Genomic DNA, 23,767 nt, shown 5'->3' on the forward strand with positions numbered 1-23,767 from the left:
GAAAAAGGGTATGAGATGTCTATATCAGGGGCTGAGGCAAGCCAACAGCAATTGGTCATTTGTGAGCATTGCGATTCGGTATACCAGCGCCCGTCCCTAGCCCATAAGCAAACAGCCCATTGTCGCCGTTGCGGCGCGCTGCTGGAGCGCGGCAGGCGCCTGAGCACCGATCAGCTGCTGGCCTTGACCGTTGCAGCAGCCATTCTGTTTATATTCGCCAATACTTTCCCCATCATGGGCATCAGCATGCAAGGACTGAGCAACAACGTCACGTTATGGTCCACCGTCGAAGCACTGGCCCAGGGCCGGATCACGCTGATTGCCCTCGTCACTGGTCTCAGTATTATCTTCGCACCCGCCCTGCAGATCATCTTGCTCGCCTGGGTGCTGGTTTATGCCCGTAACGGGCGTATGGCGCCGGGTTTTCGCATATGCATGCGCACCCTTGAGCGCTTGCGCCCCTGGAGCATGCTGGAGGTCTGCTTACTCGGCATTCTGGTAGCCATCATCAAACTGGCCGGCATGCTCCAGGTACACCCCGGCATCGGCTTGTGGGCCGTTTCCATGCTGACGGTGCTGATCATTCTGATCGGCGGGCGGGATGTGCGTGAGTTGTGGGGCGAACTAGGAGTCACGCCACGATGAGCCAACCTCACTATGCTGCAGAACTGGGGCTGCAGCTGTGTCATGACTGCGGCCATACCTGCCAGCTCAGTGATGCGGATTGCCCTCGCTGCTGGTCAGCACTGCATCCACGCAAACCCAATAGCATAGGCCGCACCTGGGCGCTGCTGGTCGGCGCGCTGATTCTGTATCTACCGGCCAACCTGCTGCCGGTGATGTATACAGACATGTTCGGCCACGGCAGTGAGAGCACCATATTGAGTGGTGTCATCGAATTCTGGCGCGGCGGCTCATGGGATATCGCCCTGCTGATCTTCATTGCCAGCGTGGTGGTACCCTGCATCAAGTTCTTCGTACTCGGGTTGCTGCTGATTACCGCGCAGCGCGGCAGTCGCTGGGCGATGCGCGAACGTGCGCGGCTGTACCGTTTTATCGAGACCATCGGCTATTGGTCGATGCTTGATGTGCTGGTGGTTGCCCTCGTGGCAGCACTGGTGCAGTTCCGTGCATTGAGCACTATAGAGCCGCGCATGGGCATTCTGTTCTTCGGCCTGGTCGTTGTATTGACGATGATGGCTTCAATGACTTTCGATCCGCGATTGATTTGGGATGCAGAGAAAAACGATGTCAGATAACACCTACCCCAACGCCCCCCAACCCGCTGCCGGCGACCCGGAAATCAGACAGAGCCGTGTGCGTATTTCCCTCATCTGGCTGGTGCCTATCGTTGCAGCACTGGTGGGACTGTCCATGGTGGTCCAGAGCTGGCTCTCCGCTGGCCCACAGATCACTGTCAGCTTTTTAACGGCTGAGGGACTGGAGGCCAACAAGACCCAGGTCAAATACAAGAACGTGGTCATTGGCCGGGTGACCGGCATTACCTTGAGTGAGGATCGAACGCGGGTACTCGCCACCATCGAGCTGGATCAGAACACCGAAGCCTTCATCCGAGAAGATGCCCAGTTCTGGGTGGTGCGTCCGCGCATCGGCGCCAGCGGCGTCTCGGGTGTCGACACTTTATTGTCTGGGTCATTCATCGGCGCAGACCCGGGCGATGCCACTGAAACACGCCGCGAGTTCATCGGCCTGGAAGCTCCGCCACCGGTGACATTCGGCGTGGAAGGCAAGCAATTCACCTTGCGTACCAGTGATCTCGGCTCGCTGGGCATCGGCTCACCCGTGTATTACCGCCGCATTCCTGTCGGACAGGTGATTTCCTACGCCCTGAGCGAGGACGGCAAGGGCGTGACCGTACAGATATTCGTCAATGCACCCTATGATGACTTCGTTACCGCGGACACGCGCTTCTGGAACGCCAGCGGCGTGGATGTATCCCTCGCCGCCGATGGCTTCAAGGTCAACACCCAGTCGCTGTCGTCGATCCTTGCAGGCGGGATAGCCTTTCGCGCCCCCGGTTACAGCACGAACATCGAGCCCGCCATCGAGGAAAGCGAATTTGCGCTATTCAACGATATGGCCCAAGCCATGGCCCCCGACGACGGGCCGGCACGCTTCGTACAGATGCGTTTCGACCAGACCCTGCGCGGCCTGAACATCGATGCGCCCGTGGAGTTTCTCGGCGTGCCCATCGGCCGCGTGGTATCAGTCAATCTTGATTATGATGAGCAGAGAAAGAGTTTCCCGGTGGTGGTGGGCGCCCTCATCTATCCCAACCGCCTGGGCACTGCGAATGAAAAACTACTCGCGCTGGTCGAAGGTAACGATGAAGAACGCAGCGCGCACCTGATCCGCTCGTTTGTCGAGAACGGTCTGCGAGCGCAGGCTCGGACCGGCAATCTGCTGACCGGCCAGCTGTACATCTCCCTGGATTTTGACAGCCGCGCCGCCGATGTGGTGTTCGATCCCCATGCCCGGCCGCTGGTGATTCCCACCATTCCCGGCAGCTTCGACAAGCTCCAGGAACAGTTGCAGGCCGTGGTGGACAAGCTCAGCAAAGTGCCCTTCGAATCGATGGCGAACAATATTGACGGTAGTCTGAGTGAGCTGCGCAAGACGCTGGCGCAGGTCAACAACGGCGTACTGCCGCAGCTGCAGAGCACACTGGAACGTTCGGAGCAGACGCTGCAGTCAGCTAATCAGGCGATGGCCGACGGATCCCCTCAGCGCCAACAAATGGGCGATACCCTGGAGGAAGCACAGCGTGCAGTGCGCTCCGTGCGGGTTCTAACGGACTACCTGAGCCGTCACCCTGAATCCCTTATCCGCGGGCGTGGCAACGCCGAGTCGCCAGCCAGCTTCAAGGGCGGCACCACCTCACGCGAACTCAATATGGAGCCTCAAGAATGATCCTGCGCCCCTATCTACTGGTCCTGAGTAGCCTGCTGGTGCTGAGCGCCTGCAGCTCAACACCCATGCGATACCACACCCTCATCCCGACGCAGCCGGCTGATGCCCCTGCCAGTGGCCAGATGGCTGACTTTCAACTGCAGCTTATGCCGGTGCGCATCCCCATGCAGGTCGACCAGCCCAGCCTGATCGTACGCGAAAATGATGGACAGCTGACCATCCTGGAAACCGCGCTCTGGGCCTCGCCACCGGCAGATGAATTTCATGACGCTCTGGCCTTCGCACTGGAACACCGCCTGGGCGTTCGCGACCTGGCTGGCCTGCCGGGCAATCCGGGACAGCCTGTAGTGAGCGTACGCACCGATGTGCGCCGCTTCGACTCCTTGCCAGGCAGTCATACCGCCTTGGATGTGGTCTGGAGTCTGGAACTCAAGAACAGTCAGAAACATCATGCCCTGACCTGCGCAAGCCGAATCAACGAGCCGGCCACCACCGAGGTTGCTAGCCTGGTGCAGGCTCACCAACGCTCGATCGGGAAATTGGCAGAGGAGATTGCCGGGGCTGCTCGGCAGCTGGTTGAAAATAACAGGGTGACTTGTCCGTAACGACATCTCCCAGAAACGAAAAAAGGCCCGCATTTCTGCGGGCCTTTCTATTCGTGGTGCCGGCACCAAGAGTCGAACTCGGGACCTACTGATTACAAGTCAGTTGCTCTACCAACTGAGCTATACCGGCATGGGCTGGCATTATATAGAGATGGGCCGATCTGTAAAGCGTTGCGCAGCGGGTGGGGCATAAATATTTTGGAATATGCGCTATTTCGATGCTTACTCACTTGTGCATTGTTTCTCTTCCATCACTTGACATTACCTGCATAAGCCCTTGTTCCACCAAGGTTATCCACGCTGATCATTTTTTGTACCGAAGTCTGCAGGCCGCGCCGTGCAAGGCTCCCGACGGGTTACCAAGGGGTCATCAACATGTTTATGCACAGCGGTCGGGGATAACTGTGGATTATCAAAATCTGTGGATAAGTCTGTGTGCAACCGGTTTACAGCGTGGGGGCGATCTGTGTGCTCTTTTCTGCAACCAACAACAGATTGCGCGGCGTGAGCTGTTGTTCACAGAACTGTCCGAGGCGTACCTGATAGCCCGCCTCCTGAAGATAGAGCGCGCGGTCCAGCAGCAGCCAGATTTCCAGGGGGCGACGGAACAGGCCACGCAGCAGTTCCAGATTGCGCACCTGGGCCAACCGATGCCAGCCTTGCTGTTCGAGATCAGCCCAGCTGTCCGGCTCGCGCAACTGCAGCTGGTGGTGCGCGGCCAAATCTCGGCAGAAGCTGGCGATACCTTGACGCAATGCACTTTCCGGGCGGGATGGGGTGGGTAGATAAGCATCTGTGCCCTGGGCGGCCCGCTGCCATAGATCAAAAGCCAGGCGCCAGGCCATGGACTGGTCACGCTGACGACGGGTGCGCTGGCCGGCGGTGATGCTTTCCTGCATGGGCAGACTGAGGTCATCGCGGGTCAGTCTCAACCTGGCCTTTCGGGCTGTTGCCGACAGCGGCTGGTAATCCGGGGTACTTATGCGGTTGTAGCAGCAGGGCGAGATCGCTATCTGCGCACAGCCATGGGCTGCGGCCTGTTGCAACAGGGTCATGTGCAGTTGCCCACAGGCGTGCAGGGCAACCACGCTGTGCTGTGGTTGCAGGTAGCGCCAGGTGTCTTCGCTCAGTACATCGGCGTCCACATGCCGACTGCTTATCCCCACCTCAATGCCGAGCAATTCCCCGGCGCGATTGAGTGCCGCATCCCGTTCCAGACACAACAATGGCTGACCGCCCTGCCAGGCCAACAGGCGACCGAGATGCCCCTTGCCGGCGCACCAGTCCAGCCACTGCTCAGTGGGCTGCTGCCACTGCCGGGCAGCGCTGGCTGCAAAGTGCGTGACCTGCTGCCACTTGCGCCCGGGAATGTGCCGCGTCAGCCGTTCCGGCAGCTCGCCCTGCTCTGCTTCACTCAGGTCCGGCAGGCCCGTCAGCGCAGTCGATTGCCGAGCCAGCGTTGCGAATGGCTCGGGCGCGTCCAGCAGCTGGGGTTGATTATGTGCAGCTTCGGCCTGCTCCAGCGTGCGCGAGCGCAGCCAGACAGCCAACTCAGGCATGTCGGCTTCCCAGGGCAGCATCAGCGTGGTGAAGGGCTTGGCTTGCCAGAGCGCCTGATGCTCATGGAGCCAGGCGTCCAGCTGACTGAAGCGGGCAGCGTAATCGGCGCCGGCTTCAGCGGTTGCGACTGGCATCCACTTTCAGCCGGCGTTCGACCAGCTTGAACAGCTGCGTGAACAACAGGGTGATCACCAGATAGATCAGACCGGCTATCAGGAAAAACATCTCGTACTGGTAGGTCCGCGCGTTCAGCGTGCGCACCACACCCATGATGTCCAGCAAGGTGACGGTATACACCACCGCGCTGGCCTTGAGCATCAGGATGACCTCGTTGCCATAGGCTGGCAGACCGATACGTATGGCCCGCGGCAGGATGATGTGCTGCAGCGTCTGGCGACGAGACATGCCCAGCGCCCGCGCTGCCTCGACCTCACCCGGCGGCACAGCCTGGATTGCCCCGCGCAAGATCTCGGCAATGTAGGCGGCGGTGTGCAGGGTCATGGTGAGCAGTGCACACCAATAGGGTTCCCGCAGGTAGGGCCAGAACATACTGTCACGCACGACGTCAAACTGCGACAGCCCGTAATAGACCAGGAACAGCTGCAGCAGCAACGGAGTGCCGCGGAAGAAGAAGATATAGCTGTAGGGTAGCGCGCGGATGTACCAGTGCTTGGAGGCGCGACCCAGCCCTAAGGGGATGGCGAAGAACAGCCCGGCCAGGACGGCAATGCCGACCAGCTGCAAGGTTACCAGAGTGCCATCCCAGAGCATTGGCGCCCAACGTACGATCATTTCCCAACGTTCGGCCCAGGTCACAGTTCAGTCCTCGCGTAGCCCCGATTGGCCCGATACTCGAACCAGTGCAGCGCAGCCATGATGATGACTGTCAGACCCAGATAGATCAGTGCCGCCATGAAGTAGAAGGTGAAGGGTTCCTTGGTGGCATTGGCCCCGACCTGTGCCTTGCGCATGATCTCTTCGAGAGAGATCAGCGATACCAAGGCGGTATCCTTGAGCAGAATCAGATAAAGGTTGCCCAGCCCCGGCAGAGCAACACGCCACAATTGCGGCATGGTGATGCGCCAGAAGATGCGCAACCGCGACATGCCCAGCGCCAATCCGGCCTCACGTTGCCCCGGGGGAATCGACAGCAGCGCGCCGCGAAACACTTCCGTGGCGTAGGCGCCGAAACACAACGCCAGAGCGATGGTGCCCGCAGCGAAGGGGCTGAGAGTGAGATAAGGGTTGCCGAAGTGGCTGCCCAGCCAGTTCATGATCGAGGTGGTGCCGTAATAGGCCATCAACACCCAGAGCGTTTCGGGAACGCCGCGCACCACAGAGGTATAGAAGCCACCGACACCGCGCAACGCAGCGCTGTTGGAGATCTTCGCGCTTGCACCGAGCAGGCCAAGCAGCAGCCCCAACGCCACCGAGGCGAGAGACAAACGTATGGTCATCCAGGTCCCTTCAATCAGGGCTGGACCAAATCCGTGCAAATCGAACATGAGTGTCAGGGTCTGTTGGTAAGCGCGACCGAGCCCCGCAGGGCCCGGTCAGCCATCAGTAAATGCTGAAGGGAAAGTACTTGGCGTTGATCTTCTCGTAGGTGCCGTCATCGACGATGGCCTGCAGGGCCTCGTTCAGACGTTCGCGCAGCGGGTCACCCTTGCGCACTGCAATACCGATCTTGTCGTCATCGAACACCGGCTCGCCCTTGAACTCGAAGTCGGCACCGGCATCGCTCTGCAGCCACTCGTATTGCACGAAGACGTCAGCCAGCACCCCATCGATACGGCCGGAGGCCATGTCGAGGTAGGCGTTCTCCTGAGTGTCGTACAGGCGGATACTGACCAGATCTCCCAGGTTCTCTTCCAGCCATTGACCGGCGATGGTTGCCCGCTGGGCACCGATGGTCTTGCCCTTCAGATAATCCTTGTCCGCCTCGAAGTCACTTTTCTTCGGTGCTACGAACTGCAGCTTGTTGGTGTAATAGGGATTGGTGAAATCCACCGCCCGCTGACGCTCTTCGGTGATCGACATGGAAGCCACCAGGAAATCGAAGCGGCGCGTGTTCAGAGCGGGAATGATGCCATCCCAGTCGGAGGTCACAACGCTGCATTCGGCTCCCATCTTCTCGCACAGGGCGTGGGCGATATCCAGGTCAAAGCCTACTGCCGTGCCGGTATTGTTGATTTCATTGAAGGGAGGATAAGCGCCTTCGGTGCCGATACGCAGCTTTTCCGCTGCTATTGCCTGACCGCCGAGCAACACGGCGGCCAGTGCCGCCAGGAGAACTGCCTTGTAGCTTTTCATCGATACTGCTCCTTCTTATGGCTGGACATGAACTGCTTGCAGCGCTCGGATTTTGGATCGTCAAAGACCTGATCCGGCGTGCCGATCTCTTCTACCTGCCCTTGATGCAGGAATACCACCTGACTGGAAACCTGACGGGCAAAGCCCATTTCATGGGTAACCAACAGCATAGTACGTCCTTCGTCAGCCAGCGCCCGAATCACCATCAACACCTCCTGAACCATCTCCGGGTCCAGTGCCGATGTGGGCTCGTCGAACAGAATGACCTGCGGCTGCATCGCCAGGGTACGGGCAATCGCCGCACGCTGCTGCTGACCGCCTGACAGCTGCGCCGGAAAGGAATGCCGCTTGTCAGCGATGCCGACCTTTTCCAGAAACACCTCGGCGGCAGCAATGGCATCAACCTTGGACTGCCCCAATACGCGGCGCGGCGCCTCGATGATGTTGTCGAGGATACTCATATGCGGCCACAGATTGAAGCTCTGGAAAACGAAGCCGACCCGGGCACGCAGGCGGTTGATCTGCTTGCTGTCAGCCGCCACCAGCGCACCATCGCGGCCGGGCTTGAGCTTGAGCTCCTCACCGGCCACCAGAATCTGGCCCTTGTGGGGATTCTCCAGCAGATTGATGCAGCGCAGCAGAGTGCTTTTACCGGAGCCGGAAGAACCAAGGATGGAAATCACGTCGCCATCGCGGGCGAGCAGATCAACACCCTTGAGTACTTCAAGGTCGCCATAGCGCTTGTGCAGGTTACGCACTTCGAGAGCAGGGGGTGTCACGTGTCGTTATCCATTTTGAAGCAATTCGGCAAAACTAGCACAGCCGCTGGGTTCGACCAACAATCCGTTATGCTGAGCCGACCAAAGCCACCGACTTTATTCGATCTTGCCACGCGATAGATGAGTCGGCGCCAGGCACGAGAATCTGCATGGTCGCTGACATGGGCGGTGCCTGGAGAGACCACTGACTGACCGGTCAACCACAACACGCCAATAAAAAAGCCCGCTGGGGTAAGCCAGCGGGCTTTGAATAGTGGTGCCCGGGGACGGAATCGAACCGCCGACACGGGGATTTTCAATCCTCTTCAGTAATGCTTTGCCGTAATTGAATATCCTTGATAGAATCCATTAAAATCAATGGCTAATGCCATTAATCCACAGGTCAGGCATTGATTGAGATTGTTTAATTTTTGGGTTTTTCTCTTACATCTGCCGTTACATACTTGGCGATGTAAGAATCGAGGGCACAGCATGGCTAAAGTATCTTTTACAGCAAAGCGCGTTAGGGAGTTCGCTTGTCCAACCGATAAAAGGCAGGCGTTCTTATGGGATACCACAGCGCCAGGGCTAGGCTTACGCACAACGCCCAGCGGCAAGCCAGCTTATGTATTCCAGAGCGTTTACCAAGGCAAAACACTCCGCATCACCATAGGCAGTCCCGAGGCATGGTCTATCACTGATGCCCAGGCCAAAGCGCGGGAATTGCAGCGGCTAATTGATGAAGGTACCGATCCACGCGAAAAAAAGCGGGAGACTCTGGCCAAAGCTAAAGCCGTCAAAGAAAAGCAGGCAGCTGAAGCCGTTACAGTGGCTGAAGCGTGGCAGGTTTATAGAGCGGCCCGCGCATCGAAGTGGGGGGAGTACCATAAACGAGATCACGTTAAGCAGATCCGGCCGCCGGGCATCACCAAGGCTGGCAAGCCAACCAAGGCCGGCCCGCTCTATTATTTCATGGACAAACGATTAGCCGAACTGACTCCCGAAGTAATTGAACAATGGGCAGAGGATGAAGGCCAGTCCCGCCCAACCTCCGCCCGGCTAGGGTGGAGGCTTTTCAAAGCCTTTCTGGCGTGGTGTGGTAGCCGACCGGAATACAGGGCGCTACTGCACGGCAATCCGGCAAGCACAAAGGCGACCCGTGAGTCGTTAGGCACCCCCAAGGCAAAGCAGGATGTACTACTCAAGGAGCAGCTACCGGCGTTCTTTGCAGCCGCCCAAGGGCTGAGCAGTCCGACCATTAGCGCTTATATACAGACTCTACTATTGACTGGCGCAAGGCCCGGCGAACTGCTGGCGCTCAAGTGGGAGGATATTAGCGAGCGGTGGCGGAGCATAACCATACGCGACAAGGACGAATCCAAAGGCGGCGAAGACGGCACACGAACAATACCTATGCCCCCCTATGTTTGGCACCTGCTGGCAGGCTTGCCCCGTCGGAATGAGTGGGTTTTTTCCAGCGATACTAAGGATCAGCCAATTAACCCACCACGACACCGCATGGGAGACGTTGCCCGCGTAGCGAATGTAGATGGGCTAAGTCTGCACGGCCTTAGGCGTTCATTTGGCAGCCTCAGTGAGTGGCTGGAAACCATGCCCATGGGGATTATTGCTCAGATACAGGGACACAAGCCAAGCGCAACCGCTGAGAAGCACTACCGGGTTCGCCCGCTGGATTTGTTGCGCTTGCATCACGAGCGATTCGAGGCATGGGTTCTCGAGCATGCGGGTATAGAGCACGACATAGCACAGCAGCCTGGCGGGCTGCGAGTGGTCACAAACAACTCATAACCAGTTAAGCAATGGCCTAGCTCGACGGGGCGAAAAGCGGTCACCCAACCGTCTGGCCATTGCCCTCTATTTGGGAGCCACCTTGGGAGATGCATCAGTGAATGGATTATTTGTTAGCAATTGCGATACGTTGGAAAGCGTGATTAGTGTACGGCTTGCTGCCATCTGGCTTGCTTGGGACTCTATTGAAGAACAAGTTGTGTATGAAACACGTGATTGTAGCAAAAAGCAGGATGAAGACTGGGAACGTATGATGGAGTTTAAAGGGAGCGGATCGGATGCTAGTAGAGCAAGCGTTCCTAGCCCTTACCTATATGACACTATTAAGCTGCCTTGTGTTTGGTGGCAGCAAGAGGCCGATAAATACCTGGAAGCATTACAGGTTAGTATTGAGCAAGGTCACATCAAGCCAGAACAAATCAGGCGCAGCTTTCCTGACTGCAAACTGGACTTAGACCGTACTTTTTTGCGAAGAGAGGAAATAGAAGCATTTTTGTCTCAATTTGGCCGTGGCGCCGGAGAGGTATTTTACGACTCCATCGCGCATCTCGATAACCGGCTCGCTGAAGTTGTGAGGGATTTTTATAGCCGCGTGCGCAGCCCAGTTGACCTTGAGGAAGCAAAACTAAAAGCTGCCAGTATGGACGAAGACGCGACGGTTGATTTAATTGCTGAAAACATGCAGTTAAAAGAAAAAATAAATAAATATGACCGCCAAAAAGTGGACAAAGACCCACAAAAAAGTGCTCTTATAATTATTGCCCGCGCTCTTGAGGTGTATCGAAAAAACCAGGGTAATAGTAATCAAGCTCGGTATGTTAGTGACCTGCTGGATGGCGAGAACTCAAAGCTTTTGTCTGAGCGCACAATAAACGGACTTTTGTCGGAAGCTAAAAAAACGCTCGCGGACACGCGAAAATCGTGACTTTAGAATTGCAATTGCAAGGCGGGCTTTTGTAATTGCAATGCGGTTTATGAGGTGACCGACCAGCATACCCCCCATCAATCAACACCAAGGGGGTTAAACCATGCAACAGCAAAACACCACGCCAGTAGTTATTCTGTCCCTAGACCAAGAAACCCGCATAGCACTACCCACACGTGAAGCAGCGTACCACCTGAACCGTAAAATGCAGACTTTGCATATTTGGGCCTGCAAGGAGAATGGACCGATTCGCCCGGCTCGTATCAATGGTCGCTTAGCCTGGCTGGTGGCGGATATTAAGCGCGTGCTGAGTGGAGAGGTGGCTTGATATGACAGATAAAAGAAATGCCACCCTCCGATCAAGAAAAGTGGCTCTTCATACCCTACTACAGCTGCTCAATTATAAAGCAACTTGGCTCGTTTTTTTAGCTTGGATTGTACCGTCCTTTTTTATTCTGGTGGCGCGTGCCTCCAAGGCGGTGCCGCTATGACTAACTTGGTAGTGGCAGAAAGTGGCTTGCAGTATTTAAACTCCCACGACCGTCAGGAATGGTATGAGGCGGCCATGATGCTTAAATCAGAGTTCGGAGATGCCGCTTTTAATGTTTGGGATGAGTGGAGTCAGCAGGGTGCAACTTACAATGCTCGCGATGCGCGCGCTGTTTGGAAAAGCTGCAAACTAACGGGCGGGTTCACCATTGCAAGTTTGTACTATCGCGCTAGGAGAAACGGCTGGCAGGGCTCCACTGAGTTCACTAGACCATGTTCAGATGAGTATGCTGCAAGAGCCTTGGAGCGGCAGGTCAAGCAGCAACAAGCCGAAGCTGAGCGTAAAGCTGTGAATACCAAAGCGGCTGTAAAGGCCCAATACTTATTCCCTAAATTGCCATTAGCGAATCCCCAACATAATCATCTGCTACGTAAAAGAATTCCAGCGTTTGATTCGCGTCAGCTCCGTGACGCTCTTGTCGTGCCACTTTTTTCAGGAGGCTTAATTGTAAACCTGCAGTTCATACAGCCGGATGGGACTAAACGATTCTTGAAAGGTGGTCAATCAGCTGGTGCGTACTTTCCTATTGGGCAGCCAGGGAAGGTAATTTACCTTTGCGAAGGGTTTTCAACTGGGGCAACTATCCGCCAGGTGACCGAATCTTTTGTCTTGTGCGCAATGAGTGCCGATAACCTAATGAATGTCGCATTGTTAGCTCGAAAAGAGCACCCAGCGACGCATATCGTCATTTGTGGTGACAATGACCGTAACCACAAAGGGCAAAAAGCCGCCCGTGAAGCTGCAATGGCAATCGGGGCTGAGGTAATGATTCCAGAGTTTCCAGTCGGACATTATGGGACTGACTGGAATGATTACTACCTGATGGAGCAGGAGGCGACCCAATGAGCGTTCTCGATAAGCTGCAACCAACAGGCCAAGTTGAACAGGTGGTTCCTGAACCGTTGACGGCCATACTAGAGGCCGCGACACCCTATCCAGTCGAGGCGCTTCCTCCGTTGATGCGCGATGCTATTAAGGCAAGCGCACACTATGCTCAGGCGCCACTAGCTTTAGCTGGACAGTCCATCCTGGGGGCGGCGGCGTACCTTGCGCAGACTCGCGTAAACGCACACTCTCGCGCCAGTAATAAGGGACAGCCATGCTCCTTGTTTATGTTGTCTCTAGGTAATTCTGGTGAAGGCAAGTCATTCACTCGTGATATTGCGTTTGCGCCAATCAATGAAGCGGAAAAGAAGCGCAGCGATGAGTATGAGCAGGAATTGGAGGAGTACAAGCAAGGCAGGGAGGGCTTGTCTGGTAAGGAGCTGAAAGCTTATGAAGCATCACACCAGGTACCGAAGGACAATCGAACTATCATAGGCAGTGACGCATCGTTCTCAAGAGTGTCCAGTTTGCTGGTTGAAGGCATACCGGCTTTGTTTTGGGGTACAGATGAAGGCGGACAGATGCTCAGTGGGCACAGCATGAAGGCGGACAACTTTGTTGCTGTTCTGGGCAGTATGACGCAGCTTTGGGATAGTGGTTACTGTGAGCGAATTAGGGCGCTGAGTAATTTGGATGCTTCCGGCAGGGTGTACCATCGGCGCTTTACCTTGGACTTAATGGCGCAAGAAATATCCATTCGTAATGTGCTGAATGATGATGTTATGAAAGGGCAAGGTTTCTTGCCGCGCTTCTTATTTACCGCACCAGAATCACGTGTTGGCACCAGGGTGTTGGTGGATGGCTGGCACGGTGATGACCCGCGCATACAAGCCCTTTGGGATCGGATGGGGAGCATTTTACAGAGCCCGATGGAGTTAGGCGTAGATAACCCATCTGAAGTTAGTGCGCCTGTTCTGGGGCCGACACCAGGAGCACAAGGTCTCTGGCGAGAGTTTTGGGAAACCACCGAGGGTAGACAAAGCAAAGAAGCCTTTGGTCGCTACTCACAGTTACAACCATTCGCCAGCCGAGCAGCTCAAATTGCTTTACGCCTGTCTGCTGTATTGGCTCACTTTGAAGGCAAAAACCATATTGATGATGTGGCTATGGCAGGAGCTGTTGCGCTTGCACAACACAGTCTTGAGGAATGGCACCGCTACGCATGTGCAACTCGCGTTGATGCAAAGACGCAAGCTGCTATCGATATGTCGGGGTGGCTGGTTAAAGAAGTTCAGGATGGTAAAACTGAGTGGATGGTGTTCACTGGCAGAGAGTGGAGTCGTTCAGGGTATTCCCCTTTGCGCAAGGCTGACAAGCGCGATCAGGCAATTACCTTCCTATTAGAAAAAAAGCATCTACTGACTGGCGACGACAGCGCCTACCGATTAAACCCTTTATTACTAGAATCCCCTGCGACAGGTGCGACAGCGGCGACAGATGCAGACAAAGCAAGGATTGGTGCGGATTACAGCGATTTCCTGAACTGCGACACCAGTGCGACTCATTGCGACAAAACCGGTATTGGCGCTAAAAAACAGGAGAATGTCGCAGCGTGTCGCAGCACCGTCGCAAACACTAAATGCCCGCAAAGCCGCATAGATAAGCGCCTGCATAAGAGTGTCGCAGTTGTCGCAAATGTCGCAACGATTTCGGCGAGTGAGGATGATTGGACAGGGAGTATGACGTTATGACTCCTGTAATCGTTATCGAAAAAGCAACGGCGGCCGGGGTTCATCTGGCTGCCAAAGACGGACAAGTTGAGCTGATTGCTAAGGAGAGGCCAGCTACTCATATCCTGGAGCTTATACGCACTCACAAGGTAGATGTGTTGGATGAACTAGAAGGCATGCAATCGTTGTGGCTAGAGCGTGTAGCGCACCTCCTGCAGTCAACGCCAGAGTGCCTGCTGCAAAGCACGTTATTAGAGCCTGTGGATGTACGGGAGTTATGGCACACGGAGCCGCGCCACACCGCCGAGCTCATATACAGCTGGGGTGAGCCAGAGCAGTACCAGCCACGAAAGAAGGCAGCAGATTTTGGAGAGTGAAATGGCCAAGCGCTACTCGAACGTTCAGGTGCGGAAAGCGGAAACTGAAGAGCAAGCTATGGCTCGCACAGTAACCAGTCCGGAATGCCTGAGCGCAGCCGTAATATCCATGAGCAGAGATCTTGGCACCGCACAAATGACGGAGATGGTAGCCGAGTTGAAACAGCAGTCTGCAGCTATCCATGACAATGACATGTCACGGGCCGAGAGTATGCTTACTGCGCAGGCTCATACGTTGGATGGCCTGTTTGCTCATTTATCAACCCAGGCTCTGAGCAGCACTGATTTGGCAAAACTTGAACGTTACATGAAGCTGGCGCTTAAGGCGCAGGCGCAATCCCGTGCAACCCTACAGACGCTGGGTGAAATTAAATCGCCTAAGCATGTTGCCTTTGTGGGGCAGGCGAATATTGGTAATCAAGTACAAGTTAACAACAGCAATACCACCGCGCCCGGGCGCACGCGGAAAAAACAAAAAGCGCCAAACGAACTATTGGAGACGCAACATGACGAACGGTTGGACACCCGAGCGGCGGGCAAGACAGGCAGAGCTAATCCGGCAATGGCAACCGTGGGCAAAAAGCACAGGACCGACCAGTGAAGAGGGCAAAGTTTTGGCTTCACGCAATGCCTATAAGGGCGGGTTTAGACCACAGCTTAGGGAGCTCGCCAAGGCGCTTAAGGAGCAGGAAACCTGGCGTCGGGATTTGCTGTAGTGCGTCTGCGCTCGTGCATTCATCTCAAAGCAAGCATGCTAACAGATAGCTTCGCGAGATCTTTGACGCAGATAGAACGGCATGCCCAGCTATTTGTTATAGTCGGCTAATTTCAAGCGCTGTTTAGCTAAACAATCATGACTTTGTCCAGACGCGACACTAGGGAAATAACATGAGCAACGATTCGGTCAAGCAGAATCAAATCAACAAAGCGGTCTGGAACGCCTGTGACACCTTCCGGGGCACTGTAGATCCGAGCATCTATAAGGACTACGTGCTAACCATGTTATTTGTGAAGTACCTGTCGGACGTTTGGCAGGATCACTACGACAAGTATGTGGAAGAATATGGCGATACGCCGGAGCTCATCGAAGAGCTGATGAAAAGCGAGCGCTTCGTGCTGCCCAAGGATGCCGGCTTTTACGCCTTGTACGAGCGCCGTCATGAGCCGAGTTGCGGTGAGCGCATCGACAAGGCCTTGCACGCCATTGAAGAGGCTAACACTGGCAAGCTGGCCGATGTGTTCCAGGACATCAGCTTTAACTCCACCAAGCTGGGTGAAGAAAAACAGAAGAACGACATTCTTCGTCACCTGTTGGAAGACTTTGCCAAGCCGGAGCTGAACCTGCGTCCGAGTCGTATCGGGAATCTGGATGTCATTGGTAACGCCTACGAATACCTGATCAAGAACTTTGCGGCCACCTCCGGCAAGAAGGCTGGTGAGTTCTATACCCCACCGGAAGTCTCCGAGCTGATGGCCGAGATTGTCGACCCGAAAGAAGGGGATGAGATCTGCGACCCGGCCTGTGGCTCCGCCTCGCTTTTGCTCAAGTGCGCCAACCAGATTCGTAAGGGCCACGATGGCTCCAAGAACTTTGCCCTGTTCGGTCAGGAAGCCATTGGTAGCACCTGGGCTTTGGCCAAAATGAACATGTTTCTGCACGGTATTGATAACCATAAGCTGGAGTGGGGCGACACCATTCGTAACCCGCTGCTGCTCGATGAAAACGGCGGCCTGAAGCACTTTGATATTGTGGTGGCCAACCCACCGTTCTCGCTGGACAAGTGGGGGCACGGCAGCGCAGAAAGCGATCCGTACTCACGGTTCCGTCGCGGTGTGCCACCCAAGACCAAGGGTGACTACGCTTTCATTCTGCACATGATTGAAACCCTGAAGCCAAAGACCGGGCGCATGGCCGTCGTGGTTCCTCACGGTGTCCTGTTCCGAGGCTCAAGCGAAGGTAAGATCCGACAGAAGCTGATCGAAGAGAACCTTTTGGATGCTGTCATTGGTCTGCCCGAAAAGCTGTTCTACGGCACCGGCATCCCGGCGGCCATTCTGGTGTTCCGCAAGGACAAGACAGACAACAACGTGCTGTTCATCGATGCCAGCCGGGAGTTCAAGTCAGGCAAGAACCAGAACCAGTTGTCCGATGAGAACATTGCCAAGGTGGTCGACACCTACAAACAACGGGACGCCCGGGACAAGTATTCCTACGTCGCCAGCCTGGAAGAAATTCAGGAAAACGACTTCAACCTCAACATCCCTCGTTACGTGGACACCTTCGAGGAAGAGGAAGAGATCGACCTGATGGCCGTGCAAGCGGAGCGGAAGGAGATCGAGGCTGAGCTTGCGAAGCTGAACGAGCAGATGGACGGGTATCTGGATGTGTTGGGTTACGCTTCTCAGATTAGCGCGACAAACGGAGGTGATGTGTGATCCCTAATGGCTGGAAGCTAGGTTATCCAACTGAATTGGTGTCTTTATTTAGCGGATTTGCATTTAAAAGCACGGATGCTGTTGATGCTGGCGTGCGTTGGCTAAAAATCGCAAACGTAGGGATTGGGGAAGTAAAGTGGGACAATGAGAGTCACCTACCTGAGCACTTTCAGGAATACTACAACAAATTTTATCTACAAGTCGGCGACATCGTCGTCGCAATGACTCGGCCTACTCTCGGTAACCATTTAAAAATTGCAAAGATAAAAAATAAAGAAGACGAAGCTCTACTAAACCAGCGAGTTGCAAAGCTTGTTATTAAGAAAGGAAACGACAGTGAATTTGTATATCAAGTTTTCAGGACTGAAAACATCGCTGCGAGGATAAATTCAGCTCTTTTAGGCACAGATCCTCCGAATCTGAGCGTGTCTGTTTTGCGGGACTTTACAGTGCCTATTCCTCCCCTCCCCGAACAAAAAAAGATCGCCCAGATCCTCTCCACCTGGGATCAGGCCATCACCGCCACCGAGCGCCTGCTTGAGAACAGCCAGCAGCGGAAGAAAGGGTTGATGCAGCAGTTGCTGACCGGGAAGAAGCGGTTGCCGGGGTTTGAGGGGGAGTGGAAAAAAGTTGAACTCGGTGAGGCTTTGGCCTACCAGCAGCCAACACCATTCCTTGTTACATCTACAGAATACTCCGATGACTTTCCTACGCCAGTTCTGACAGCGGGGAAGAGCTTCTTGCTGGGATACACTGACGAAACATTCGGGATTTACGACGATGGGCTTCCAGTGATTATCTTTGATGACTTCACGACGGCCAGCCAGTTTGTGGACTTCCCGTTCAAAGCGAAGTCCAGCGCCATGAAAATACTCACAGCCAAACCAGGATATTCAATCAGATTTATTTTTGAGGCGATGCGGATGATTAGGTTCGCGGTCGGAGGCCATCAGCGTCATTGGATCTCGATTTTTGCCAATTTGGTGATCCCGTGCCCGAGCTCCGAAGAACAGCATGCCATTTCAGAAGTCTGTGCCACTGCCGACCGGGAGATTTCTTCCTTACAAGCTCGGCTTGACTCACTGAAGAGTGAAAAGAAAGCCCTGATGCAACAACTCCTGACCGGCAAGCGTCGGGTTCAGGTGGACACGGAGGTAGCATAATGGCGCAAAAGCGACCTCGCACCATTCAGATATTTTTGCCCACGGGTGACCCTGCTGGAATTCGTATTGCCGAGCAGACCACTTCAATCATTAGACTAATTGAAGTGCCTCGAAGTGAGATGGCTGAGTTTGGAAAAATGCCAGAAGCCAAGCAAGTTGGTTTGTATTTTTTGATCCAGGGTGACGGTAAAGACGAGCTGTATGTTGGCCAGTCGGGTGATGTGGGCAATCGACTCATGCAACACCACAAAGATGAGAAAAAAGACTGGGAGCGTGCCCTGGTACTGGTGTCGCTCACTAACAATTTAACACAAACTCATGTTCTGTATTTGGAATCTCTGTCGATCGAAAAAGCGAAAAGCTGCCAACGGTACGAACTGATTAATGGTAATGGTGGGCAAAAACCCCACACACCTATTCCGTTGAAAGCCGATTGTGATGAAATCCATGAAACTGGAAGCTTGCTGCTGGCAACTCTTGGCTACCCAATCTTTGAGCCGTTGACCGAACCTAGCAAAGATAAAGCTGAGCAAACGTTTGTTTGCAGTCGTGCCGGAGTGGATGCGAAAGGGATTTACACCAGCGAAGGTATGGTCGTGCTAAAAGGGACATCGGCTCCTATGACTACGAAGCGAAAAACCCAACAACAATTCTTCAAGAGGCGGGACGAGCTATTAGCCAAAGGCGTGATTGCTGAACAAGGTGGGCGTTTCGTGTTCACGCGAGACTATCTGTTTCAAACACCTAGTGGTGCATCGAGCTTTTTACTCCTCGCTTCTTCTAACGGTTGGGTAGACTGGAAATCGCCGCAAGGGGTGACGCTGCACGATCATCAAGGCCGCAATCTAGAGTCGGTAACAGAGGAGGCCTTATGAACACCACCCCTCAAGGGAATGAGCAGCATTCCAGCCATATTCCGGCCTTGGCCACCCTGATCAATCTGGGCTGGACGTTTCTTCCGACATCGGAGTGCCAAGCCCTACGGGGCAGCCAGCGGGAAGTGGTGCTGAAGCCGGTGCTAGAGAAGGTGTTGCGCCAGCGCCGGTTCGAGTTCAAAGGGCAGTGGTATCCGTTGTCTGATCAGGCCGTGGATCAGGTGATTCGAGACATCACAACGCCGACCATGGCTCAGGGTTTGTTGGTGGCTAACCAGTCCGTGTACGACATGCTGACGTTGGGCGTGACTGTCACAGAGTTTGTGGGCGGCCATAAGGCTTCTCCAACCATTCACCTGATCGACTGGGACGACTTGGACAACAACGAGTTCCATGTTACCGAAGAGATGGAAGTGCTGTCGGCTCAAAGCACCCACACCCGGCGGCCAGATGTGGTGGCCTTTGTGAATGGCATTCCCTTGACGGTGATCGAAGCTAAACGCGCAGCCTCCGGCAATCCGAATAAAAACATGGTGGAGGAGGGCATCAGCCAGAACCTCCGCAACCAGAAGAATGATGAGATTCCGTTCCTGTTCGCCTTTGCCCAGCTGCTGTTCTCCATCAGTCGTAACGATGGTCGATACGGCACGACCAATACTCCCATGAAATTCTGGTCGAAGTGGGAAGACGAAGAGTTCGACGATCAGTATGTCAAGGGTATCAAGAACGGGTCACTGTCCTCGTCCAACAAGGACGCTCTGTTTCAGGACAAGCCCGCCAAAATTCGAGCTTACTTCGAGCAGCTTTGGTCAAAGCCCGTGGCACCCACGGAGCAGGATCGCTTGTTGGTCGGACTGCTGGATCGGCACCGCTTTTTGGAGTTCATCAAATATTTCATTTTGTTTGATCGGAAAATCGGCAAGATCGCGGCACGCTACCCTCAGGCTTTCGGCATCAAGGCACTGCTGGAGCGCATCTCCGAGTTCAAACCCAGTGGTGAACGCCGGGGTGGCGTACTCTGGCACACCACCGGTTCTGGCAAGTCTTTTACCATGGTGTACCTGTGCAGAGCTCTTCTGCTCAGCGACGCACTGAAGAGTTGTAGGGTTATCCTGGTCACCGACCGCGTAGATCTTGAGAAGCAGCTCTCTCAGACTTTCCTGACCGGCGGTGCGTTCGGTACGGACATCTCGGGCAAGAAAAGCGGTGACGCGGCGGCCAAAACCCGTTCAGGAAAAGATCTGGCCAAGCGAATCGGGCAGGGCACAGAGCGCATCATCTTCACCATCATCAATAAGTTTGCCTCAGCCGCGAAGCAGCCAGAATGTTACAACCCGTCTGAGAACATCATCGTCATCGTCGATGAAGGACACCGAAGCCAAGGTGGCGAAAACCACACCCGAATGCGCCTGGCCCTACCCAACGCCTCTTTCATCGCGTTTACCGGAACACCGCTGCTGAAGAATGAAAAAAGCGAAACCGCACAGAAATTCGGGGCCATCATTCACGCCTACACCATGAAGCGTGCAGTAGAAGACGGCACCATCACGCCCTTACTGTACGAAGAGCGTAAGCCCCTGCTCAATGTTAATCAGGAAGCGGTAGATACCTGGTTCGATAAAGTCACAGCGTCCCTGTCGGACAGCCAGAGGGCAGACCTCAAGCGCAAATACGCAAAACAGGGCCAGATCTACACGGCGCAAGATCGCATCAAACTCAACGCCTTCGACATCAGCGTGCATTTTAGTGAGAACTATAAGAAAGCGGGCCTCCAGCTCAAAGGGCAGCTAGCGACTGACAGCAAGCTCAGTGCGATCCGTTACAAGCAGCAGCTCGATAGCTGGGGTCTGATAACCAGTGCTATCGTGATCTCACCGCCGGACACCCGGGAGGGCCATACCGATGTGGATGAAACCAACCTGCCAATAGTGCAGGAGTGGTGGAAGAAGAATGTCATTGAAGATCCCCAAGAGTACGAGAAGGGGGTCATCGAAGATTTCGGTACCGACGGGCCGCCGGACATCCTGATCGTTGTAGACAAACTCCTGACCGGTTTCGACGAGCCACGAAACGCGGTGCTCTACATCGACAAGCAGCTCAAAGGTCACAACCTGATCCAGGCCATTGCCCGGGTGAACCGCCTGCACCCACAAAAGCCCTTTGGATACCTGATTGATTACCGGGGCATTCTCAAAGAGCTGGATACGGCCATCAAGGATTACCAAAACTACGAAGACCAGACCCAGGGCGGGTTTGCCATCGAGGACATCGACGGCCTGTATTCCAACGTGGACACGGAATACAAAAAGCTGCCCGCTCTGCATGACAAGCTCTTGAGCTTTTTTGGGCACATAGACAACCGCCTGGATCCGGAGCCCTATCGCCAGGTGTTCATGCCCAAGTACGAGTCCGGCCCGGACGGTGAGGAAGTGGATACCCGGCAGGCGCTGCGTGAGGATTTCTACGAAGTGCTCACGGAGTTTGGGATGTGTCTGAAAACCGCACTCTCCACCCAAAGTTTCTTCGAGGACAGAGGCTTCACAGAAGCCGACATCCGACGCTACAAAACCGATCTGGCCTGGTTCTCCGACCTGCGTAAGACCGTTCGCATGGATGCCCAGGAAACCGTGGACTACTCAGAATACGAGGGCCAGATTCGGGATCTGATCGACCGGTATGTAACCGGCGTGGATGTGGCCCCTGGGGAAGAGCCGGTGCTGATTGAGTCGATTAGCGAACCCCGCCCTGAATACTGGTCGGAAGATAAAGCCAGAAACGAAACCGACAAGATCAAAACTCGCACCAAGAAAACCATTGAGCAACAGTTGGGCGATGACCCCTACGCCAAAAAGGTGTTCTCAGCCATGCTGAAGGATGCCATCGAAAAAGCCGAGTCCATGTTCGACTACACAGCGCAGTTCAGGCTGTTCAGTGAACTGGAAGCCAGGGTGGATGAGCGGGACGTACCAGGCCTGCCAACGGATGAGTTCAAGGACAACAAGCATGCCCAAGCGTATTACGGCACGTTTAAGCTGGCTCTGGGTGAGGCCTTTGCGGATTTGCAGTCTGACCAAGGCGGCCAGTTGATTGAAGAGGCCTTCGAGATCGATAAGGTAGTGAACCGGGCGGTGGCCGAGAACTCCCTGAACCTGGCGGGTATCGAACAAGACGTTCGTAAGAACCTGTTACCCCGTCTGTTCGGATTGGTTGGGCTCGATAAAGCCAAAGAAGTGCTGGATGAAGTCGTTCAGATCATTCGCAACGGGGTGGCCAAGTGATAACGGCCATGAACTCCAGCCAGGATGAGCGGGCACCTGTCCATGTCACTCGCTACGGTGACCGGGAGTTTCAGTACCAGATCCAGTACCTGACCAACTACCCACGGGCATCCATCAAGGTGCATGTGCATCCGAATGGCCAGGTTCAGGTAGATGCGCCGGGCAGCGCTTCCCTGCAGGACATCAAGGCCGCCGTGCAACGCCGGGCTCGCTGGGTATTGAAGCATCTAGCTGATATTGAAGAGCGCAATCGAGGTGTACTACCTCGACAATGGGTGAGCGGTGAAAGCCAGCTTTACCTTGGTCGGCGGTATGTGCTGAAAGTGATCAGCGAGACTGAGCAGCGCAAGGTGGCTTGTAAGCTGATTGGTGGCCAACTGCGGGTGCAGGGCAAAGAGCTGAGCCCGGAGCGGACACAGAGAGCTGTCTGGGAATGGTACCGAGAACGTGCCCGGCATGTGTTTCAGCGCCGACTGGATCTGATGGTGGAGAAACTACCGTGGATTAAGGCGGCACCGCCTTGGCGAATCATCGAAATGCAGACCCAGTGGGGGAGTTGTACCCCGGAAGGAGCCATACTGCTGAACCCCCACCTGGTGAAAGCGCCTACAAAGGCCATTGATTACGTGATTCTGCATGAGCTTTGCCATTTGGAAGAACACAATCATAGCCCACGCTTTTACGGGCTGTTGGATCGATTTATGCCGGAGTGGCGGGTGGTCAAGGATCAGCTAGATTGCAAAGCCGAGCTTTTCTTGGGCGACTTTTAGACTAGATACGGTGAAACGGTGCGCCATTGAGAGAGGCAACTCGACTCCTAAAACCGTAAGATTGTTTGAGATTTGCCTACAAGTTGCCTACAGATTCCAGAAACAAAAAGACCGTCTTTTGTGAAAACGGTCTAAGTACTTGATATGTATGGCGGGCCCAGCAAGACTCGAATCACCGACCAAAGGTTTATGAGTCCCGATCCTATAAGACAGGCGTTTATATGAGCCGTATACGTGGTCCGTATGTGCGGTTCTGTGAGAGGACTGAGGCGGTACGCCTCACCCTACTCGATGTGTCTGGTGATTGCGTTCGGAAAGGACAGTCTTACAAAAATGCTCTTACATCTGCCGTTACATACTTTCAGAAAGCAAAAAGGCCAGCTTGTAATAGCTGGCCTAAGTGCTTGTTTTGTATGGTGCCCGGAGGCGGAATCGAACCACCGACACGAGGATTTTCAATCCCCTGCTCTACCGACTGAGCTACCCGGGCAACGGGGCGCTATTAAACGATTGAAGGCCTTTCATGTCAAGCATCTGCTGAAGATATTTTCACTTTTTTCAGCTGCTTAGGCCACTACGCCAGAAAATCAGGCTTCTGGCGGAACATAACCCTCTGCCTGAGCGTACTCTTCGCCCGACAGAAACTTGTCCATCTCCTGCTGGATGAACTTGCGATCCTCGGCATCCATCATGTTCAGACGGCGCTCGTTGATCAACATGGTTTGGTGGGCCAGCCACTCGTCCCAGGCTTTCTTCGATACATCATTGAAGATCGCCTCGCCTTTTGAGCCCGGATAGGGCGGACGGTCGAGGCCGGGTAATTCCTGCTGGTATTTGCGGCATAACACAGTGCGCGACATGA

At 54.7% G+C, this 23,767-nt stretch carries 23 protein-coding genes and 2 tRNA genes; 17 read left to right on the forward strand and 8 right to left on the reverse strand.

The features are described 5' to 3' along the window. Positions 1 to 15: 15 nt before the first annotated feature. From INT39_RS07220 to INT39_RS07235, 4 genes are read left to right on the forward strand one after another with little or no spacing between them, the layout of a single operon-like run. Positions 16 to 645: a paraquat-inducible protein A gene (locus INT39_RS07220; protein ID WP_193073448.1), complete on the forward strand. Its 630-nt coding sequence runs from the start codon at positions 16 to 18 to the stop codon at positions 643 to 645. After that, positions 642 to 1,259: a paraquat-inducible protein A gene (locus INT39_RS07225; protein ID WP_193073294.1), complete on the forward strand. Its 618-nt coding sequence runs from the start codon at positions 642 to 644 to the stop codon at positions 1,257 to 1,259. The genes INT39_RS07220 and INT39_RS07225 overlap by 4 nt, the downstream gene beginning before the upstream one ends. Continuing rightward, positions 1,249 to 2,931: an intermembrane transport protein PqiB gene (locus tag INT39_RS07230; RefSeq protein ID WP_193073295.1), complete on the forward strand. Its 1,683-nt coding sequence runs from the start codon at positions 1,249 to 1,251 to the stop codon at positions 2,929 to 2,931. The genes INT39_RS07225 and INT39_RS07230 overlap by 11 nt, the downstream gene beginning before the upstream one ends. Further along, on the forward strand, positions 2,928 to 3,536 hold the full coding sequence (locus INT39_RS07235) for a membrane integrity-associated transporter subunit PqiC (RefSeq protein WP_193073296.1): 609 nt from the start codon (positions 2,928 to 2,930) through the stop codon (positions 3,534 to 3,536). The genes INT39_RS07230 and INT39_RS07235 overlap by 4 nt, the downstream gene beginning before the upstream one ends. A gap of 54 nt (positions 3,537 to 3,590) precedes the next feature. Here the strand turns inward: INT39_RS07235 and INT39_RS07240 are convergent. From INT39_RS07240 to INT39_RS07265, 6 genes are all read right to left on the reverse strand, one after another. Then, a tRNA-Thr gene (locus INT39_RS07240) sits at positions 3,591 to 3,666 on the reverse strand. 316 nt (positions 3,667 to 3,982) lie between these two features. Beyond that, the gene (locus INT39_RS07245) at positions 3,983 to 5,230 is read right to left on the reverse strand and encodes a methyltransferase (RefSeq protein ID WP_193073297.1); all 1,248 of its coding nucleotides are present in this window, start codon (positions 5,228 to 5,230) and stop codon (positions 3,983 to 3,985) included. After that, positions 5,211 to 5,888: an ABC transporter permease gene (locus INT39_RS07250; protein ID WP_193073449.1), complete on the reverse strand. Its 678-nt coding sequence runs from the start codon at positions 5,886 to 5,888 to the stop codon at positions 5,211 to 5,213. Before INT39_RS07250 ends, INT39_RS07245 begins: the two co-directional genes overlap by 20 nt. Positions 5,889 to 5,908: 20 nt before the next feature. Then, positions 5,909 to 6,601 carry an ABC transporter permease gene (locus INT39_RS07255; protein ID WP_193073298.1) on the reverse strand — a complete coding sequence of 231 codons (693 nt, stop codon included), beginning with the start codon at positions 6,599 to 6,601 and terminating at the stop codon, positions 5,909 to 5,911. 55 nt (positions 6,602 to 6,656) lie between these two features. Beyond that, positions 6,657 to 7,409, reverse strand: coding sequence for an ABC transporter substrate-binding protein (locus INT39_RS07260; protein WP_193073299.1), 753 nt, complete (start codon positions 7,407 to 7,409; stop codon positions 6,657 to 6,659). Further along, entirely contained in the window at positions 7,406 to 8,188 is a 783-nt protein-coding gene (locus INT39_RS07265; RefSeq protein ID WP_193073300.1) for an ABC transporter ATP-binding protein, read from the reverse strand. The genes INT39_RS07260 and INT39_RS07265 overlap by 4 nt, the downstream gene beginning before the upstream one ends. 471 nt (positions 8,189 to 8,659) lie before the next feature. Here INT39_RS07265 and INT39_RS07270 point away from each other — a divergent pair, with 471 nt between their 5' ends. The 13 genes from INT39_RS07270 to INT39_RS07330 all read left to right on the forward strand — a co-directional run bounded on the left by INT39_RS07270 (position 8,660) and on the right by INT39_RS07330 (position 22,905). Beyond that, positions 8,660 to 9,976 carry a tyrosine-type recombinase/integrase gene (locus INT39_RS07270; RefSeq protein ID WP_193073301.1) on the forward strand — a complete coding sequence of 439 codons (1,317 nt, stop codon included), beginning with the start codon at positions 8,660 to 8,662 and terminating at the stop codon, positions 9,974 to 9,976. 97 nt (positions 9,977 to 10,073) lie between these two features. Beyond that, positions 10,074 to 10,901: a hypothetical protein gene (locus tag INT39_RS07275; protein ID WP_193073302.1), complete on the forward strand. Its 828-nt coding sequence runs from the start codon at positions 10,074 to 10,076 to the stop codon at positions 10,899 to 10,901. Positions 10,902 to 11,004: 103 nt separating this feature from the next. Beyond that, positions 11,005 to 11,229 carry a DNA-binding protein gene (locus INT39_RS07280; RefSeq protein WP_193073303.1) on the forward strand — a complete coding sequence of 75 codons (225 nt, stop codon included), beginning with the start codon at positions 11,005 to 11,007 and terminating at the stop codon, positions 11,227 to 11,229. Between the two features lies 1 nt (position 11,230). Next, on the forward strand, positions 11,231 to 11,392 hold the full coding sequence (locus tag INT39_RS07285; RefSeq protein ID WP_193073304.1) for a hypothetical protein: 162 nt from the start codon (positions 11,231 to 11,233) through the stop codon (positions 11,390 to 11,392). Beyond that, positions 11,389 to 12,297: a PriCT-2 domain-containing protein gene (locus INT39_RS07290; RefSeq protein WP_193073305.1), complete on the forward strand. Its 909-nt coding sequence runs from the start codon at positions 11,389 to 11,391 to the stop codon at positions 12,295 to 12,297. The genes INT39_RS07285 and INT39_RS07290 overlap by 4 nt, the downstream gene beginning before the upstream one ends. Further along, the gene (locus INT39_RS07295) at positions 12,294 to 14,027 is read left to right on the forward strand and encodes a DUF3987 domain-containing protein (protein ID WP_193073306.1); all 1,734 of its coding nucleotides are present in this window, start codon (positions 12,294 to 12,296) and stop codon (positions 14,025 to 14,027) included. The genes INT39_RS07290 and INT39_RS07295 overlap by 4 nt, the downstream gene beginning before the upstream one ends. Beyond that, the gene (locus tag INT39_RS07300; protein ID WP_193073307.1) at positions 14,024 to 14,383 is read left to right on the forward strand and encodes a hypothetical protein; all 360 of its coding nucleotides are present in this window, start codon (positions 14,024 to 14,026) and stop codon (positions 14,381 to 14,383) included. Before INT39_RS07295 ends, INT39_RS07300 begins: the two co-directional genes overlap by 4 nt. Position 14,384: 1 nt before the next feature. After that, a complete protein-coding gene (locus INT39_RS07305) occupies positions 14,385 to 14,984 on the forward strand; it encodes a hypothetical protein (RefSeq protein WP_193073308.1) in 600 nt (199 codons plus the stop codon). A 287-nt stretch (positions 14,985 to 15,271) separates the two neighbouring features. After that, positions 15,272 to 16,819 (forward strand): type I restriction-modification system subunit M, encoded by a 1,548-nt coding sequence (locus INT39_RS07310; protein ID WP_193073309.1) that lies wholly within the window; start codon positions 15,272 to 15,274, stop codon positions 16,817 to 16,819. Further along, complete coding sequence (locus INT39_RS07315; protein WP_193073310.1) at positions 16,816 to 17,982, forward strand: restriction endonuclease subunit S; 1,167 nt, start codon at positions 16,816 to 16,818, stop codon at positions 17,980 to 17,982. Before INT39_RS07310 ends, INT39_RS07315 begins: the two co-directional genes overlap by 4 nt. Continuing rightward, positions 17,982 to 18,857 carry a GIY-YIG nuclease family protein gene (locus INT39_RS07320; RefSeq protein ID WP_193073311.1) on the forward strand — a complete coding sequence of 292 codons (876 nt, stop codon included), beginning with the start codon at positions 17,982 to 17,984 and terminating at the stop codon, positions 18,855 to 18,857. Before INT39_RS07315 ends, INT39_RS07320 begins: the two co-directional genes overlap by 1 nt. Beyond that, positions 18,854 to 22,135 (forward strand): type I restriction endonuclease subunit R, encoded by a 3,282-nt coding sequence (locus INT39_RS07325; protein WP_193073312.1) that lies wholly within the window; start codon positions 18,854 to 18,856, stop codon positions 22,133 to 22,135. The genes INT39_RS07320 and INT39_RS07325 overlap by 4 nt, the downstream gene beginning before the upstream one ends. A gap of 8 nt (positions 22,136 to 22,143) precedes the next feature. After that, on the forward strand, positions 22,144 to 22,905 hold the full coding sequence (locus INT39_RS07330; RefSeq protein ID WP_193073313.1) for a M48 family metallopeptidase: 762 nt from the start codon (positions 22,144 to 22,146) through the stop codon (positions 22,903 to 22,905). Positions 22,906 to 23,319: 414 nt separating this feature from the next. Here the strand turns inward: INT39_RS07330 and INT39_RS07335 are convergent. Beyond that, a tRNA-Phe gene (locus INT39_RS07335) sits at positions 23,320 to 23,395 on the reverse strand. 97 nt (positions 23,396 to 23,492) lie between these two features. Then, positions 23,493 to 23,765 carry an oxidative damage protection protein gene (locus tag INT39_RS07340; RefSeq protein ID WP_193073314.1) on the reverse strand — a complete coding sequence of 91 codons (273 nt, stop codon included), beginning with the start codon at positions 23,763 to 23,765 and terminating at the stop codon, positions 23,493 to 23,495. Positions 23,766 to 23,767: the final 2 nt, after the last annotated feature.

The sequence above is a fragment of the Pseudomonas sp. FME51 genome, assembly GCF_014897305.1.

What these genes read in the sequence shown, in the direction of transcription:
- INT39_RS07320 (WP_193073311.1), top strand. Translation starts at nt 17,982, where the DNA reads ATGGCGCAAAAGCGACCTCGCACCATTCAGATATTTTTGCCCACGGGT.
- INT39_RS07295 (WP_193073306.1), top strand. Translation starts at nt 12,294, where the DNA reads ATGAGCGTTCTCGATAAGCTGCAACCAACAGGCCAAGTTGAACAGGTG.
- INT39_RS07260 (WP_193073299.1), bottom strand. Translation starts at nt 7,409, where the DNA reads ATGAAAAGCTACAAGGCAGTTCTCCTGGCGGCACTGGCCGCCGTGTTG.
- INT39_RS07285 (WP_193073304.1), top strand. Translation starts at nt 11,231, where the DNA reads ATGACAGATAAAAGAAATGCCACCCTCCGATCAAGAAAAGTGGCTCTT.
- INT39_RS07340 (WP_193073314.1), bottom strand. Translation starts at nt 23,765, where the DNA reads ATGTCGCGCACTGTGTTATGCCGCAAATACCAGCAGGAATTACCCGGC.
- INT39_RS07225 (WP_193073294.1), top strand. Translation starts at nt 642, where the DNA reads ATGAGCCAACCTCACTATGCTGCAGAACTGGGGCTGCAGCTGTGTCAT.
- INT39_RS07310 (WP_193073309.1), top strand. Translation starts at nt 15,272, where the DNA reads ATGAGCAACGATTCGGTCAAGCAGAATCAAATCAACAAAGCGGTCTGG.
- INT39_RS07270 (WP_193073301.1), top strand. Translation starts at nt 8,660, where the DNA reads ATGGCTAAAGTATCTTTTACAGCAAAGCGCGTTAGGGAGTTCGCTTGT.
- INT39_RS07250 (WP_193073449.1), bottom strand. Translation starts at nt 5,888, where the DNA reads ATGATCGTACGTTGGGCGCCAATGCTCTGGGATGGCACTCTGGTAACC.
- INT39_RS07280 (WP_193073303.1), top strand. Translation starts at nt 11,005, where the DNA reads ATGCAACAGCAAAACACCACGCCAGTAGTTATTCTGTCCCTAGACCAA.
- INT39_RS07245 (WP_193073297.1), bottom strand. Translation starts at nt 5,230, where the DNA reads ATGCCAGTCGCAACCGCTGAAGCCGGCGCCGATTACGCTGCCCGCTTC.
- INT39_RS07290 (WP_193073305.1), top strand. Translation starts at nt 11,389, where the DNA reads ATGACTAACTTGGTAGTGGCAGAAAGTGGCTTGCAGTATTTAAACTCC.
- INT39_RS07305 (WP_193073308.1), top strand. Translation starts at nt 14,385, where the DNA reads ATGGCCAAGCGCTACTCGAACGTTCAGGTGCGGAAAGCGGAAACTGAA.
- INT39_RS07325 (WP_193073312.1), top strand. Translation starts at nt 18,854, where the DNA reads ATGAACACCACCCCTCAAGGGAATGAGCAGCATTCCAGCCATATTCCG.
- INT39_RS07330 (WP_193073313.1), top strand. Translation starts at nt 22,144, where the DNA reads ATGAACTCCAGCCAGGATGAGCGGGCACCTGTCCATGTCACTCGCTAC.
- INT39_RS07220 (WP_193073448.1), top strand. Translation starts at nt 16, where the DNA reads ATGTCTATATCAGGGGCTGAGGCAAGCCAACAGCAATTGGTCATTTGT.
- INT39_RS07235 (WP_193073296.1), top strand. Translation starts at nt 2,928, where the DNA reads ATGATCCTGCGCCCCTATCTACTGGTCCTGAGTAGCCTGCTGGTGCTG.
- INT39_RS07230 (WP_193073295.1), top strand. Translation starts at nt 1,249, where the DNA reads ATGTCAGATAACACCTACCCCAACGCCCCCCAACCCGCTGCCGGCGAC.
- INT39_RS07300 (WP_193073307.1), top strand. Translation starts at nt 14,024, where the DNA reads ATGACTCCTGTAATCGTTATCGAAAAAGCAACGGCGGCCGGGGTTCAT.
- INT39_RS07255 (WP_193073298.1), bottom strand. Translation starts at nt 6,601, where the DNA reads ATGTTCGATTTGCACGGATTTGGTCCAGCCCTGATTGAAGGGACCTGG.